Source organism: Bacillus sp. LR_5 (genome assembly GCF_042709275.1).
On record NZ_JAVAXX010000004.1, the window covers coordinates 46,951 to 64,821 of the forward strand.

The window sequence follows — 17,871 nt, forward strand, 5'->3', positions numbered from 1 at the left end:
TTATTTGAAAGTTTTCCAAAACATATCTTTAGAAGCCCCTGTGTCTGAATGCACTTTTTCCTGCACGTTTTGAGCTGATGGTTTGATTAAAACGGGCTGCCTATTTAATTCCGGCAAAGGCAGAGGTTTTCTTCTAATTGGACGAGCAACCGATTCATTCCAGGCTTCTATAATGAGATGGGCGTTCGTTCCGCCATCTGCAAAACAATTAATTGCCGCAGCCGGCGTTGTCTCCTTCCACTCGGCTTGCGATCTGCTGAAATACAAATCTGTTTTTTCTATATCAAAATACGGCATATTTTCATTACCTGACAGGAACGGAACCAATTGTCTATGCTTCAGCATTAAAGCTACTTTAATCAGGCTCGCAATCCCCTCTGCACATAATGGATGGCCGATGTTAGGTTTCACCGATCCCAGCCCTAACGGAGCCTTTGATTCAGAACGGTAAATGGACTGGATTGCCTTTAATTCAAGTAAATCTGTTACTGCCGACCCCGATCCGTTCGCTTCGAGATAGCTGATCTCTTCAGTCTTTTTGCCGCTTTTTTCAAGCGCTGACAGCATGACGTCCTTTTGTGCCTCGAGATTCGGAGATGATGGGCCTGCCGTTCTTCCGTCATTATTAATCGCAGCGGCTTTAATGACTGCATATATGGAATCTCCGTCTTCAACCGCTTGGCTGACGGTTTTGACGAGAACCATGCCCACGCCTTCTCCTAAAATGACACCGTCTGCCCGCTTATCAAAAATATGGAATGACGGTTTGTCACATAAAAGTCCGCGCTCATGAAACATTCGATGCGCATCAGCATCAAGCAAACTGACGCCGCCTACAACCGCTGCCTCAATATCTCCGCTTCGCAGAGCCTGAATGGCCATATTCAGCCCCACCAGTGCAGAGGAACAAGCGGTATCCAGGACAATACTCGGTCCCTTCAAGTCAAAAAATTGTGAGATGTTAGCCGCTAAATAGTTTTGTCCACCAGCGACTATCGGATTTTTTGCTTTTGAAAGACTGGCCGGATCAGGCTTGTGCTGGCTGCGGCCTCCTATATAAACACCAGCCCTCATGCCTTTCACTTCTTTCTCTGTATAACCCGCGTGATACCATAGCTTCAGGCTTTCCTCCAATACAGCCAAAGCTTGAGGGTCCATCGCTCTGACATCGCTTTCGGACATCATGAAGAAATCATGATCAAATCGGTTCATTTCATCAATGAGGCCCGCGTAATTCGAGCTGGAGTTCCCGAATCGTTCAGGCGGAACAGGCGCAATCGCAGACCGTCCATCACGTATTAAATCCCAGTATTCCTCTGGGGTTTCTGCTCCCGGGAACCTGCAACTAAGACCGATGATAGCGATGTCCTCAGCAAGAAGTGCCGTTTTTTCATGGCTTATCTGTTGCGGCCGCTGTTCTGGCACCAGCTTCTGTTTCATTGCTGATTGCGGCTTGAGAGGTGTCTGTTTCTCAGGAACAGATGGCTGTAAAACAGCTGATATGTCATATTTCGAAATGAGCCAGTGTGCAAAGGATTCTATTGTCGGGTATTCAAACAAGATTGACGGATCAATATCTCCATTTAATTGTTGGTTCATCTGCTGTACCAGCTGGGCCAATATAATCGAGTCGATTCCGTATTCTTGGAAAGGTTCATCCGTTTCAAAGTCTTCTGCAGCTATTTTCAGTTCATCTGAAAAAAGAGTTACGAGCCAGTCGACTGTTTCAGGGAACAGGTTGCGAGTGCTGGTTTGCTCTTTCATCTCAGGATGCGAGAGAGCTTCGACAGGCAATGACGGCTGCATCAGCTTATCCGGCTTCCAAACGTTTGTATCTGGTACTGCCGGCAGCACGACAGCATACTGTCTGTTTGATAGAATCTGGTCAAGCAGCTGTAATCCCTCGTCGTTTGTCAAACTGATCAATCCAGTTTGTTCTAAAGCTTTGCTTCGCACCTCGCCTAAACCGGTCTCCTTCCAGTTAGGCCACTGAATGCTTACAATGGGACATTTATCTTGATGAGCCTCCGCAAAATAATCCATAAAAGCATTTGCCATCGCGTAATCAGCTTGTCCTGCTGCTAGTGCAGGGATGGCCGCTGATACTGATGAAAACAAGGTGAAAAACGCCAATGGTTCATCCTGAAGCAGGTCAAACAACGTTTGCAGACCTTCGACTTTCGGTTCAAGCACCTGTCCGATCTCTTCTAGTGATTTTCTGATAAAAGCCGGGTTTTGTTTGTTCACCATCCCGGCACAATGGATGACTCCGCCAATCGCCCCCATTGTTTCGTGTATTGTCTTCAGGCTCTGTTCGACAGCAACCCTGTCTGTGAGATCCAGAGACAGCACCTGAACTTGCGCACCCATGTCTTCTAGCTCTTGAACGGCTTTTATTTTCTCGGCAAGCGAGGAAACTTTTACCAAATTCCACTGGTCACGCGGTGGAAGCTCTTCACGGCCGATAAGGACCAGCCGCTTAACGCCGTATGTTTTCACAAAATGCCGCGCACACAGCAAGCCGAGACCTCTTGTCCCGCCTGTAATAAGCAGGACTTTGTCTGTTGAAAACGATACTTGCTTATGACTTAGAGCGGCTTCTGCTGGCTGCTCTGTCAAATATGCGCGATATCGCTGTCCGTTTCGATAACAGACTTCTGATTCTGTGCTCTTGGCATAATATTCAACTGCAATCAGTCTGGCCAGCTCCTCATGAGAGGCTTCGCATTCCATATCTGCATGTCTTGAAGTAAGATGGCTGTACTCACTTTGAAGCATGCGGTATAAACCGGCCCGTGAAGCACCAGACAAAAGAACACCTTCATTTGCGTAGGCCTCCAGCCCCTTTGTTACACCCAAGACCGTCAAATGATGCTTGCTTGTACGTCCTTGCTCGATCAGCTTTTGGAGCCAGTTTATCCAGCCCATAGAATGCTCATGGCTCGTTCCGCACCCGATCAGATCGATTGCTCCAGCAACGTGTTCATAGTCAGCAGCAGATATCCGCTCCAGCTCTTGACTGTCAAATATACGGTATGTCGAGAAATACGTCGAAAGCTCTTCCGCTAATGCCATTGTCTCCTCATTTGCCAAAATGGCGACGGTTTGATTCGTCATTTCTGCCTGTTCAATCGGACAAGGCTGCCACTGTTTACGCAGAAAGCAGCGCTTTGGCACCAGTTCGGAATGAGGGAGTGCTGTAGCAATGGTTTCGGGTTCACCTTCTTGAGTTGGCAGCCAGTAATACTCTTCCGCGAACGGATAAGCAGGCAGGCTGATTCGACGAGGCGTGTATTCTCCATAAAGCTCATTCCAATCTATCTGCAGCCCTTTCACCCATAGTTCCGCTACTTTCTCCAGCCTTTTTTTCTCTATCCATGTTTGCAGCAATGCTTTGGCATCATGATCCGTTTCAAACAGCTTGATTTCGCTCTTCTTCGTTTTCACGTGAGCAGCAAATATGCTGCCGTTCGGCATTTCAGCCAAATAATCATCTAAAGTTTCGATCAGCATTTCTCTCGAATCCGCCAAAAACGCCAGCCGATAATCCATTGCTTCCCGGCCCGTCTGAAGTGTGTATGCCATATCCTTCAGATCGATATCTTCATTGGAAGTTACGAAATCTTTCATTGCTTCCGCATAGGCCTTCAATTGCTTCTCTTTTTTCGCTGAAAGTACAAATAATGCTGAGCTGTGCTGCTTTGTTAATGGATCGTACCTCTTGTCAGGCTGATATTCCTCTATCACAATATGGGCATTCGTTCCGCTATATCCGAAAGAGCTCACACATGCTCTCCGCGGTTTTCCATCACCCGTTTCCCAAGGCTTAAGCTCCGTATTTACGTATAAAGGAGAATGCTCAAATTCAAAATGCTCATTCGGTGTCGTGAAGTTCAATGTCGGCACAAGTGTTTTATGATTCATGCACAATAACACTTTTTGAACCCCGGCTACTCCTGCCGCCGCGGATGTATGGCCAATATTGCTTTTGACGGAACCGATTGCGCAAAACTGCTTTTTGTCTGTTTTTTCTTGAAATACGGTGGACAGAGCTTCTAATTCAATTGGATCGCCTTGTTTTGTTCCTGTGCCGTGCATCTCGACATAACTGATACTCTCAGGATGTATGCCGTATGTTTCATATATGTCTCTTTCCAGATCCATTTGGCTTTTCGCACTCGGTGCCGTGATTCCGTTTGTTTTCCCGTCCTGATTAATACCCGAGCCAATGATGATGCCATAAATATGGTCACGGTCCGCTTCCGCATCTTTCAGCCTTTTCAATACCAGCGCACCCGCACCCTCGCCGGGCACAAAACCATTCGCGCCATTGTCAAATGCTTTACATTGTCCATCAGGTGAAAGCATGCCGGCCTCACACATACTCATGTAAGATTCCGGCGTCAGGTATAAGCTGACCCCGCCGACCAGCGCCATATCAATTTCTTTGTTTATAAGTGCCTGGCGCGCTAAATGAGTGCCGACCAATGAAGATGAACATGCGGTATCAATAGGAATCGCTGGCCCTTTTAAATTTAGAAAATACGGAATACGCGCCGCTGCGATCGCAAAGCTGTTTCCGGTGGCATTTGCTCTTGACTGCCGATTCAGCATGACCCCGTATTCATTGCTCATAATGCCGAGATATACACCGCATTTTTTCTCATTTAAAGTTCGGGCGTTGTACCCAGCGTCCTCAAAGGCTTTATAGCCTTCCTGCAAAAAGATTCGATGCTGCGGGTCCATCAGTTCAGCTTCTGACGGCGGAATATTAAAAAACAACGGATCAAAATGTTCAATATCATCAAGCATCCCCATTGATTTGCAATAGACTTTACCTTTTTTGTTGAGGACAGGATCATAGTATTTGTCAACATCCCACCGTGATGTTGGAATGTCCCGAATGGCATTTCTCGCATGAACCAGGTTATCCCAGTACTCTCTTACATTACGAGCGCCCGGGTATCTTCCCGACATCCCGACAATCGCTATCGCATCCTCCGGGCGGTCTTGAAGAACAGGAACCGTTTTCTTCTCATGTTCTTTCTTTATTGGATGTTGAACAGGCTGTAGCGGCCGTTCTGCCGGCTTTGGATGAGATGATGCTGCTGGCTTTTGCTGGGCTGCTTCGAAAGAGTCAGTATGCTCTATCTTTCTATCAAGATGAGTTCCAAGCTCGGACTTTAGCATTTCGGCAAAATCACGTATCGTTGGATAATCATATACTCTGGTTACCGTAAAAGACGTTCCGTATTGCTTGTTCACCGCTTTTATCCATTCGAGTCCGGTAATCGAGTCCATTCCGATATCTATGAACGCTTCGTCAATATCCACCTCGTATGGCTCCATGTATAACACGTCTGCTATGCTTTCCCTCAAGTTTTCATGCAGCGTTTCAATTGCTACAGTATATTGTCTTGATGCAGATATTTCTGCCGCTGCATATTGAATCGTTTCTTCAGCTTCCTCTTGCACTGGCTGATGATGTTCTAACGGCTGCAGAGATATATTAGCCGGTTTTGCAGCAGGTACCGCTGTTTTTTGTCTGATCGGCGTGTACGTCTCCGTTTGTTTTTTCTCCCCAGCTTGTGTGCTTAACTCGTGTGATAAGTAAACAGCGAAATCACGTGTTGTCGGATAATCATATACCTTTGTGACATTTAGTGATGTGCCATACTGTTTATTTATTGCTTTTATCCATTCGAGCCCGGTAATCGAGTCCATACCGATATCTATGAATGCTTCGTCTGGATCAATCTCGTTTTGGTCCATGTACAGCACTTCCGCTAAGCCCGCTGTTAGTTCATCGCACAAGGCTTCCGCCGTGATCGTCTCTGTTTCTGTATCTGATGGAACACGCTCTAAACGATCCTGATTGGTCATTAAAGGCTGTAACGTAATATTGGCAGGCTTGCTGCTGGCTTCTCTGGTTACAGACGGCTTTGGAAGGACGGGCTGTACCGGAGCGAATGGCTCCTCCGTTCTTTTTTCCTCAGCCTTTGCATTTACGTCTATCCAATAGCGATCTCTTGAGAAAGGATAGGCAGGTAAACTGATGCGCCGCGGTTTTTGATCCTGATATAGCGTGCTCCAGTCGATTCGCAAACCTCTTACCCACAGGTCTAAAACCTTCGCATATTTGCCTTTTTGCAGCCATGCCTCAATTGTTTTTGACATATCCTCATCAGCAGCAAAAGCAGCAATGGCTTCTTTGTTGCTCTTTACTTGTCCGCGATAGACATATTCACGATTTTCTGTTCCGGAGATACATTCATACAGCTTTTCTTCAAGCTCCTGCATCGTTTCCGCAACGAACGCCAGCCGTTCGTTCATCGCTTCCCGGCCGACTTGCAGCGTATAGGCAATTCGGTGTAAATCTGCTTCAACATATGTTTGTTCACGAATGGCATGCAGCAATCGCTCCGCGCGTTTCTGAAGTCTTTCCTCATTTTTTGCTGAGAGCACAATGACAGCCGGCTGTTTCCTCGCTGGTAAACGTTCCTCCACAGGTTCCGGAGCATACTCTTCTATTAAAATATGGGCGTTCACACCCCCGGCACCAAATGAAGAGACTCCTGCGATTCTCGGTAATTCGATGTCTTTGCCATTGACACTGATGATCGGCCTCTTCCACTCTTCTAGCTCTTGCTGTACTTTAAACGGCGAGTTAAGGAAATCAATATTCGGGTTCAGCACGTTTGAATGCAGGGAAGGCGCAAGCTGCCTGTATTTCATTTGGAGCAATACCTTCGTTACTCCTGCGATACCTGCCGCACTCTCACAGTGCCCGATATTTGATTTGGCTGACCCTATTGCACAAAATTGTTTGTCATCGGTTTCTTGCGTAAACACTTTGGACAGCCCTGTGATTTCAATAGGATCACCGAGAGAGGTTCCCGTGCCGTGGGCTTCGATGTAACTGACTGTCCGCGGATCAACCTTCGCTTCCACAAACGCCTTTTTGATGACATCTGCTTGGGCATTCGGATTGGGCACTGAGTACCCGTTTGTTTTTCCCCCGTGGTTAATGGCAGTCCCCTTAATGATTCCATAAATGTGATCACCATCTTCAACTGCTTTAGACAATGGCTTCAGAAGCACTGCTCCAACGCCTTCCCCCGGCACATAGCCGTCTCCGCCCTGTCCGAAGCTTTCACACCGGCCTTTGCTGGACATAAATTTGTTCTGCCCGAGCATCAAATATTTATTTGGATGGATTGACACATTCACGCCGCCCGCGAATGCCGCCTCACACTCTCCGCGCTGCAGGCTTTGGCAGGCCAAGTGGATAGCCGTTAAAGAAGAAGAACACATGGTGTCTAATGCAATACTCGGTCCGTGAAAATCAAAATAATAAGATACCCGGTTCGCGATGGATGATGGATTTCCCGTTAAAGCCAGAGACCTTCCCCGCACCTGCTCTTGTGCCCCGTACAGCTGATATTCTTCGTACATGACACCGACGTAAACACCGACGCTTCCGCCAAGCTCAGCATCACGCTTACGGCCGAGGTGCTCTCTTGTATAGCCTGCGTCTTCCATCGTTTCATACACGCACTGCAAAAATAAACGCTCTTGCGGGTCCATTAATTTTGCCTCACGCGGCGAAATATGGAAAAACTGAGGATCAAACTTGTCTACATCCTTCAAGAAGCCTCCCCACTTGCTGTAGGTTTTTCCAGGCTTGTCTTTATCTTCATCATAATAAAGACTGTGATCCCAGCGGTCTGCAGGAATTTCAGTAATACAGTCTCGACCGTCTCTCAGGTTTTCCCACAATTCATCAATGTTGTCTGCCTGTGGATAGCGACCTGAGATACCGATGATCGCGATTTCTTCCGTTTCCTTCTCTCTTAACTGCTTCTGCTCTTTATCTCGCAAAGGAAGAAATCCAGACTTTCTTAGGGTAACTGGGATTTCTTGTTTTTCAGGTTCTGATTTTCTTTCAACAGAAGGTTTTCCTGTTTCAATTCCCAAGATGTCCAGCAGTTTTTCTCTGCGGGAATCAATAAAATACCGTGTTAATGAGCGAATATCCTGATATTCAAAGAACAACGTCTTGGACAAAGAACCGAATACTTTTTCTAATTGACCCGTTACATGCATGATCATGATAGAATCGATCCCGTAATCCTCGAGAGGAGCTTCAGCATCAATCTGGCCGGCTGGCAGCTTAATCACCGAAGAAAGCACCTGTTTAAAATAGTTCTCCGCTTTTTCTCTTAGTATCTCTTCATCAATTTCCCCGATCATGTCTGCTTTTTCTGCCTCCTGATTGAGACTGCTTTTTTTGATATCGTGAGATTGGCCTTTGCCATGTCCCGTTTCATGTAAAAATGCACGAATCCGATCAGTAACACCGGAAGCAACTAACACTTGCGGCTTTCCTGACGTCCAGCCATGATATAGCGCCTGAATCCCACGATCTGTTTCCATGGCCACCATGCCTGTTTCTCTTTTCAGCATCCTTGCAGTTTCCGCATCAATTTGCATGCCCCCGTCTTTCCACAGCGGCCAGCACACTGAAAGAGTTTTTCCGTAACGCTTGTGCAGCTCTGCTTGGCCATTGCGATATTCGCTGAATGCATTCATAAATGCATTGGCCATTGCATAATCAGCCTGTCCCGCGCTTCCTACTGCTCCGGCACCTGAGGAAAAAAGGATAAAGAAATCGAGCGGAATATCTTTCGTTGCTTCGTCAAGGTGAATCAGTCCTGCTACCTTTGGAGCAAGAACGGTTTGAACCTCTTCTTTCTTTTTCTTCATAATGAAATTATCTTTTATTAAACCGGCGCTGTGAATGATGCCATCTAAGTCTCCGTAAACGTTTTGGGTTTCTTTTAATAAGGCATCAACCGTTTGTTTGTCAGCCAGATCAGCTTGCCTGTAAATCGCTTGGATGCCAAGTTTCTGTAAGGCTTTAAGCTTCTTCTTCTTCCTTTCATCAAGCGGAGAGCGTCCTGTCAGGATCACAACCGCGTCATTCGTTTGGTTCGCAATTTCAGTTGCAAAGATGAATCCAAGACCGCCCGCACCGCCTGTGATCAGATACACGCCTTTATCCTTCCATGGCATGTCAGCACTTAGGTGCTCACCAGACACTTCTTTCCACTTGCTTACAAATCGCTTCCCTTGCCAGTGGCGGATATGCGTGTCACGCGGATAGCGTCTGTTTTCCTCCAATATTTCGAATAGGTCACCAGCTGACATCCCGGTCTCTATTTCGATCAACTGTCCTGTCAGTTTTGGATTTTCCAGTTCAGCCGTTTTGAGCAATCCAGTTAAGCCGCTTAATAGCTGAGGCTCGTCCAACGCAGGCACCGCCACTTGAATGAATGTATGTCCCCCTGTTTTTGAGTGCATTAGCTGTTTGATTTCTTCAAATAACTGTATGGCATAACCTTCAAACCGTTCATCAATTGTCTCTGTATCATGCTGCAGAACTGTACAGTCAAGATAATTTTGGAGGCTTTCCATTTGTTCTCCAACATCACAGACAACGATTTTATGTGTGTCGTACTCTATGAGCTCTTGCCTCTCTGCAGCACGTTCTTCCCAAATATGTTCGAACAATAGCGTGTCAGTCGCTTCAGAAGGACCTTCTTGATCTGTTTCTAACACTCTTGCAGAATAGCCCGTCAATCGCACGCAAACCTGCCCCTCTTCATTGCATAAATCGATATCAAGCTTCTGCATACGATCCCCAGCTGTACTGCCCTCGCTATATGTGATCCGCGCCCACATAGATGCCTCGCAGCCTTTGAAGATTTGGACATCCTGTATGGCAAAAGGCAGCATTGCCTTTCTGTCTTCTAAACTCGTAGCTCCTCCCAGCCTCAAACCGATAGATGCTTGAAATGCCGAATCTATCATGCTCGGATGCAGAATATAATGGTCTTCTGTATCAGAGATTACAGGAGGCATCGTCAATTTCACTAGAACTCCGTTTTCGCCGGCATATAGGCTGTCGATCGCTCTGTGGCTGTCACCATAATGAATACCCATTTCTGTATAAGCCTCGTAGCAATCAAAAGGTGACAGCGTCCGGCCATTATAGCTTGCCTTCAATTCTTCAATGTTGATAACCGGATTTTCACCAGCCTCACAAAGCACTGCACTCCCTTGCCCATATACAATCGGCGACTCCTCTGCGCTTTCAGGGTCCCGGCAGATTTCAAATGTAATCTCACCATTTTCCTCAGGATATAGACGTACATCTATATCTTTCTGCTGTTCCGTGACGGCGAACGGCCGGACCCAGACGATATTCCGGAGCCGGAATCCTGTCGGGAACTGATCCACAGCTGCCCTTTCCACAGCTGCCCGAACCATCTCCAATAAAGCTGCGCCAGGTAAAACGTGTTCGCCCTTTATGACATGATCCTTCAAGAAAAATTCACGTCCTGTAAACGCTGAACGGAAGCGGACACCCGATATGTCGGACACATTTTGATGCAGAAGAGGATGCAGGATGTGCCGCTCCTGTTTTGAACGATCAGTCTTTTTCTCCGATTTCGGCACCCAATAACGCACCCTCTCAAATGGGTAAGTCGGCAGGCTGATCCGCTTTGGTTTGCTTCCCTCGTAAAGCAGCTTCCAGTCAACACCAGATCCGTTCGCCCACTGCTCCGCAATCTGATCGAGTTTTCTTTGCTCCAGCAATTTATGTACCGATTCGGCGGGACGCGATGGTTCGCTTCCTCTCGACACGCGGCCCTTCCAGCAATGCTGAATGGTTTTTCGTCCTTCTATAAAAGCCTTCAATTGGTCGCTCAATTCTTGAATTCCTGATGCTAAGAAAGTAACCCGTTCTTCCATCGGTTCACGGCCTACCTGCAATGTATACGCCAAATCTCTAATCTGAATCCCATCATGAAGAAAATCCAAGAGACGTTTTGCATATACACGGAGACGTTCTTGATTACGGGCAGAAAGCGGAATAACTGCGGATATGTCAGAATCTGAGGACAAAGAAACGTCCTGCTCCGCTGCTTGAGGAATATATTCCTCAAGGATAATATGTGCGTTTGAACCAGTTGCTCCGAAGGAACTGATACCCGCCCGCCGCGGATAAGGGACCTCTTCCCCATTCTCCTTGATAACAGGCTGCTTCCACGTTTCTGTTTCATGCTGTACATAAAATGGAGACTTTTCAAAATCAACGTACGGATTCAGTTCTTCCGAATGCAAAGAAGGCACAAGTTTTTGATGGTGAAGCTGAAGGGCAACCTTGCTTAAACCGCTGATCCCCGCGGCGGATTCGGCGTGCCCAATGTTTGACTTTACAGAACCGATTGAACAGAACTGCCGATCCTGCGTATATTGGCGGAACGCTTTCACTAATCCCTGTATTTCGATCGGATCTCCTAAGGACGTGCCGGTTCCATGGGCTTCCACATAACTGATCGTCCGCGGGTCGATTCCCGTTTTCTCCAAGCATGTCTCAATCAGATCAGCTTGAGAAACAGGGCTCGGCACTGAAATGCCGCTTACAGTGCCCACATGATTCACAGCACTTCCTTTAATAACCGCATAAATGCGATCTCCGTCTTCTTCCGCCTGGCGCAAAGGCTTTAATAAAACCGCGCCTATACCCTCGGCAGGCACATAACCGTCCCCATCCTTTCCAAACGTACGGCAGTGCCCGTCAGTGGAAAACATATCCCAGACCCCGTATGTCATATATTTATTCGGGTGCAAAGACAGGTTCACTCCGCCTGCTAACGCAACATCGCACTCACCGTGACGTATGCTTTCCAACGCCAAGTGCACTGCGGTCAAAGAGGATGAACATACCGTATCGACAGCCATACTCGGACCGTGGAAATTACAAAAGTAAGAAACACGGTTGGCGATTTGCGCATAGTTGAGCGAAAGAGGAAACACATTTTCTGCTGATGCTTCTTCAGCTCCGACTAATGTATAATCCTTGTGCATGACACCGGCAAAAACTCCTACATGCTGCCTTTTATTTCGTCCTTTAGGCTTGGCCAACGTCTTTGGCGTATAGCCCGCATCCTCAATCGTTTCCCAGCATGTTTCTAAAAACAGCCGCTCTTGAGGGTCCATTGTCTCCGCTTCTCTTGGCGTGATTCTGAAAAATTGGGGATCGAAGCAGTCGGGATCATCAATAAATCCTCCCCATTTGGAAATGTCCTTACCCGAAGGAGATGTGATTCCTTCAAGTCGCTGCCAATCCCAGCGCGCCTCAGGAATCTCGCTAACGCAGTCCTTCCCCTCTTTCAGATTGTTCCAAAATTCATGAATATTGGCTGCCTTCGGATACCTGCCCGCCAAGCCGATAATCGCAATATCGCCTGCTGCCTCAATAGGTGCAGGACGAGAAGCTTCAACAGTCTTACGATCGTTTATTGTGTCGGAAACGCGTGCTCTTTCATTCTGGCCAAGGCCAAGAGAACCAGCGGCACTAAAATGCTCAGCATATTCCTCGGCAAGAAACGCTGACAGCTCCGCTATGGTGGTATGCTCAAACAGAAGAGTCGGCGAAAGACTCTCACCGATCTTATCACTGATCGTTTCTACCACCTCAAGCAAGCCCGATGAATTCAGTCCCATTTGGTAATAACCGACCTGTTTTTCAACTTGTTCTACCGGCTTATTGATTTTCTCTGCGATTAATTGGCTTACGAACTGTTCAGCCTCACTATAGGAATTAACGGGAGAAGATACCATGTCAGCAGGTTTATCACGCTCAGCAGTGTCCGCTCTTGTCATCTGTGTCTCCTGTGCATCTTGATGTTTTCCGCTAATCAGCTCCGCTTCTCGCACCAATTTGCTTGTAAAGTTTTTCAACTCAGCCACTTTTTCTCCCGACGCATTAAAAAATTCAAGTGTTACATAAATCAGCTCTTTTTCCCGCCGGACGGAGGAGTGCCTAATTCTTGTCATGCAATCCGACTGCAAAAGTCCAGAAGCTGAAAAGGATTCATAGAACAGAGGCAAATACAGCCTCTGTTCTCCTTTAAGCAAAGATGTGAGCAAATGATTGGCACCCACCCCGCTCCCGTCTATGAGAGTCGGGTGAAACATAAAGCCTTCTGCGTGAAGCATGGCCTCCGAACCGAGAGAAAGCTCAAGAAGGACGCCGTCTTCCTCTTCATAGATGCAGCCTTTTGCTTTCATATATTCGCTGTGCACCAATTCCTGACGTCTGCATTGTTCATATACATCATCAAGCTGAACAACGTTCTGTGCAGATGCTTTGATTTGACTGAAATCCAGTGTTTCTTCAAATATGGCTGGGGAGTCTGCGTGCATGTCAGCCTTCATATAGAGCTTTTCTTCTGAAGCTTCTTTCCCGGCACGTTTTTCAATTCCCTTGGCTGTGATTTGCCACTGTCCTTCTTTTTTCTCCGCGCATTGGATATTCAGAACAATTACTGCATCCTGTTCCGCCGTCAATGGCTGATAGATAGATAAATTCCGCAGCTGAAGCTCTGAGCAGGAGAAGCCGTGTTCTCTGAATATCTGGTAGATTATATCGATATAAGCCAATCCCGGCAGGACATTTTGTCCGTAAACCACATGGTGATAAATAAACGGATTTTTTAACGATAATGTGAGTTGTTTCGTTATCTTTTTCACGTTAGACCTCCACCTCATAAGTATCCCATATGTTTGCCGCAGTCATTTTCGAAGTCTCCGCTTCCAGCTTTGTCTCGCCTGGCGAAAGCATTCGTTTCTTTAATTGAGGAGGCGATATTGGACTGCGCTTGATGGCGTGTTTTTCATCTTTTTCCCACGCCTCTACGATGACATGGGCATTCGTCCCCCCATCGGCAAAGCAGTTAATAGCCGCAGTAGGCTGCGAATCTGTCCATTTTTCCAGGGCTCGGCTGAACGTGATGTTCGCTTTCTGTTGATCGAAATGCGTCATCTCTTTTTCACCTGATAAAAATGGGACAAAGCGGCGCTCTTTCAGCATCAGCACAACCTTAATGAAGCTGGCGATCCCTTCAGCACATAGCGGATGCCCGATGTTTGGCTTGATTGAGCCAAGAGAAAGAGGCGATGAGTGCCCAGAACGGTACACTGATTGGATCGCTTTTAGCTCAAGGAGATCGGTTACGATTGAACCTGACCCGTTTGCCTCAAGGTAGCTGATGTCCTCTGGTTTTTTTCCGCTTTTGAAAAGCGCATCTTTCATGACTTCCTTTTGCGCCTCAAGATTAGGTGTTGCAGGCCCCGCCGTTCTTCCGTCGTTATTGACCGAGGCCGCTTTGACGACAGCATATATGGTATCTCCGTCTTCCAGTGCCTGTTTTACGGTTTTTAGCATGACCATTCCGACGCCTTCACCTAACACAACTCCGTCAGCACGCTCATCAAACACATGGAAGGATGAATGCTTGCTTAAAATGCCGCGCCGGTCAAACAGCCTGTGAGAGGCATCTGAGCTCAGCAAGCTGACACCGCCGACTATGGCGGATTGAATATCTCCGCCACGCAGCGCCTGAATGGCCATATTCATGCCGACCAAAGCTGACGAGCATGCAGTGTCAACTACAACACTTGGGCCGCGGACATCAAAAAATTGTGAAAGATTAGCGGCTAAATAATTTTGGCCGACTGTCACGATCGGATTCTTGGCATGATCAAGGCTGTGTTCATCAGGTTTGTGCTGGCTTCTGCCTCCGATATAAACACCGACGGGCTTGCCCTTTATTTCCTCAGGCGTATAACCGGCGTGATACAAGAGTTTCAGACACTCTTCCAACACGAGCAGTGCTTGCGGATCCATCGCCCTTACGTCTTCTTCGTGAAGCAAAAAGAAATCAGGATCAAAATAGCTGACGCCATCAATCACGCCGGCATAATATGGCGTCTTACAGCCCCAACGCTCTGCCGGAATCGGGCCGATTGACGAACGCCCCTCGGATAGTAACGACCAATATGACTCCAATGTATCTGCCCCAGGGAATCGGCAAGAGAGTCCGACAACGGCAATACCTTCTGCATGAGAGTCCGGTGACAAAATCGCTGGCGCCTGAATCTGAGGTGTAAGAGCTCGATCCTCCGCAGGAACAGATGCCTCCGCCTCTATTTTGTTCTCCAAAGGTGCTGATGCATCAGATATCCTGCCTCCGAATAAAGCGGACAGCCTTTCGGAATAAGAACCGATCAGCCAATCTGCGAACCTTTGAATTGTCGGGTATTCATATAGAATCGATGGATCGAGCGCTGCCTCTAATTTGCGGTTTATACGCTGGAGCACCTGTGCCAAAATGATCGAATCCACGCCATAATCCTGAAACAACCCGTCAATCTCGAAGTCTTCACGATCTATTCTCAGCTCTTCGGTAAACAGATCAACAAGCCAGGACTGTGTTTCAGATAATAATCCATCACTTTTGGAAACTTCATCGGCCTCTTCAGTGTCTCTGGCTGGCGGGCTCTGTAAAGCAGCTTCCTGCAAACCGCCCTCATGCGGTTTCCTCCTCTTCATCAGCAGTTCCGGCTCCCAGTTTGTTTGATTCGCCATTGCAGGGAGAACAACCGCTCCGAACATTTTCGATAAAATTTGATCTAGAAAACGTAAGCCTTCTGAATTCGTAATGCTCAACAAGCCGCTGTCCCGATACGCTTGATTTGTCACTTCACCCATACCGGTTTCTTTCCAGTTCGGCCACTGAACACTGATGATCGGCACATGTTTCTGATGTGCTTCTGCAAAATAATCCATATAGCTATTGGCCATCGCATAGTCAGCTTGTCCCGCCGAAAGCTCCGGAATAATGGCTGAAACAGAAGAAAATAAGACAAAAAACTGTAAAGGCTCGTTACACACATGGCGATATAACGTTGTAAGACCTGACACCTTAGGTTCCAGCACCCGCTGAATATCATCTGAAGTTTTTCGGATAAATGCCAGCGTATCCATATCCGTCAGACCTGCACAATGAATGACACCGCCAATCGGTCCTAATGTTCGCTTGATATGTTGCAGCGTTTGCTCAACCTGAGCATCATCAGATAACGTCAGTGACAGCATCTCCACCTGTACACCCTTCGCTTCCAGCTCCCGCACTGCCTGGATTTTCTGGGCAACTGATGTGTTCGAGGTGTCAAAACGAGTCCATTCCTCTCGCGGAGGAAGCTGTTCTCGTCCGGTCAGCACCAGTTTTTTCACTCCATAGCACTCTGCAAAATGACGGGCGCATAATAGTCCGATGCCTCGTGTGCCGCCTGTAATGAGAAGCACATGATCTTTCGGGAAGACCGTGCTTTGTTCCGTGGCCTTACCTGTTTCCGGATGAGCTTTTAGAAAAGCTTGGTACCGTAAACCATCTCTGTAGCAAACCTCGGCATCATGAGAATCGGAATAAAACTCATCAGCGATCAATTTCGCGAGACGGCGATGATCAGTAACCTCCTCAGCATCCATATGCCTTGATATAAGATGGCTGTACTCGCATTGGAGCATTCGATACAACCCAGCCCGTGAGGCGCCAGCCATCCGGACAGATGTGTTTTGAAACGATTCGAGCCCCTTCGTCACACAAAGCAGCCTGAGCCCCTCTTTATGCCCGAATTCAACCAGTCTTTGCACCCATTCAATCCAATCCAGCCGGCCCTCATCATCCCTACCGCATCCGATGACATCCACTAGGCCGTCAAACTCTTTCCAATCAATGTCTGACTGATCATTTTCTATCCGGCTCACATCTAATAAGAGATGATTCGGAAAATACGAAGACAATTCTGCTGCTAAATCTGCTGTCTCTTGATTGCACAGGATGGCAACGGTTCTTGTCCCCGGCACTGCTGAGCCAATTGGACTCAAACTCCATTGTTTCGTCAAAAAGCATGCAGCCCGATCTTCAATTGCATTAACCAGTTCTTTTTTGTCTCTTTCTGAATGTTCCTTTGCCGGCACCCAATAGTGATCCTTCGCAAACGGATATGAAGGGAGGCTGATCAGGCGCGGTTTGGTCTCTCCGTATAATGTGTTCCACTGGATTGAGACCCCTTTGACCCATAAATCAGCAAGTTTGGCGTATTTTCTTTTTCTGATCCAAGCATCAAGTGCCAACGCCATATCTTCATCCGCTGTAAAAATAGTCTGGGTCTCTTTATTTCGATGAGACTGTCCCCGGAAAAATTCGTCTGTTTCTTCCTTACCGTCAACAAACGCCTGCAGTTTCTCTTCAAGTTCCTGCATCGTCCCCGCAACACACGCCAGACGCTCATCCATTTCCTCGCGCCCGACCTGCAGGGTGTAAGCGATGCGGTGCAACTCCTGATCTGTATATTTTTTATTGCGAATCGCCTGAAGCAATTGCGAAGCACGATCCATCAGCCTGCTTTTATTTTTAGCCGACAGCACAATCACGTTTGGCTGTTCTGTAGCCGTGTGTTCTGAATTGGCTTTTGGCATATATTCTTCAATCACAATATGCGCGTTTACTCCGCCAATCCCAAACGAACTGATTCCGGCACGGCGCGGAAGCTCGTTTCCGTCGCGAGCTGTGACAGACTTCCATTCCTGTTTTTCCTGAACGATGTAAAACGGACTGTCAGTCAGCTGAAGATAAGGATTAAGCGTCTCGCAATGCAGGCTTTTCACTAACGTTTTATGCTTCATTTGCAAAAGCACTTTGATCAAACCGGAAATACCTGCTGCTAGCTCTAAATGACCGATATTGCTTTTAACTGAGCCGATGCCGCAACGGTGATCCGGAACATCCGGCTGGCTCTCGCCTCTCATATTGGATAGTTCCTTAAACGCAGCTTTCAGCCCATTTATTTCAATCGGATCGCCCAATTCCGTCCCTGTTCCATGTGCTTCGATATATGTGACAGTGCTTGGATCTATGCCTGCTTGGCGATATGCACGCACCAACAAATCAG

The 17,871-nt window shown here is 47.3% G+C and carries 2 protein-coding genes (1 of these 2 only partly in view); both read right to left on the reverse strand.

Features of this window, described 5'->3' with window-relative positions; genetic code table 11:
• On the reverse strand, nt 1-13,623 hold the full coding sequence (gene pksL, locus RAC86_RS02010; protein ID WP_377885356.1) for a polyketide synthase PksL: 13,623 nt from the start codon (nt 13,621-13,623) through the stop codon (nt 1-3).
• Nucleotides 13,607-17,871, reverse strand: the end of a protein-coding gene (gene pksJ / locus RAC86_RS02015; protein ID WP_377885358.1) for a polyketide synthase PksJ. Its footprint extends 10,867 nt past the window's final position; 4,265 of the gene's 15,132 nt are visible here — the last part of the coding sequence; the start codon falls outside the window, past its right edge; its stop codon occupies nt 13,607-13,609. The genes pksL and pksJ overlap by 17 nt, the downstream gene beginning before the upstream one ends.

Excerpts from the sequence above, each read along its gene's own strand:
- pksL (WP_377885356.1), bottom strand. The coding sequence starts at position 13,623 with ATGAGGTGGAGGTCTAACGTGAAAAAGATAACGAAACAACTCACATTA.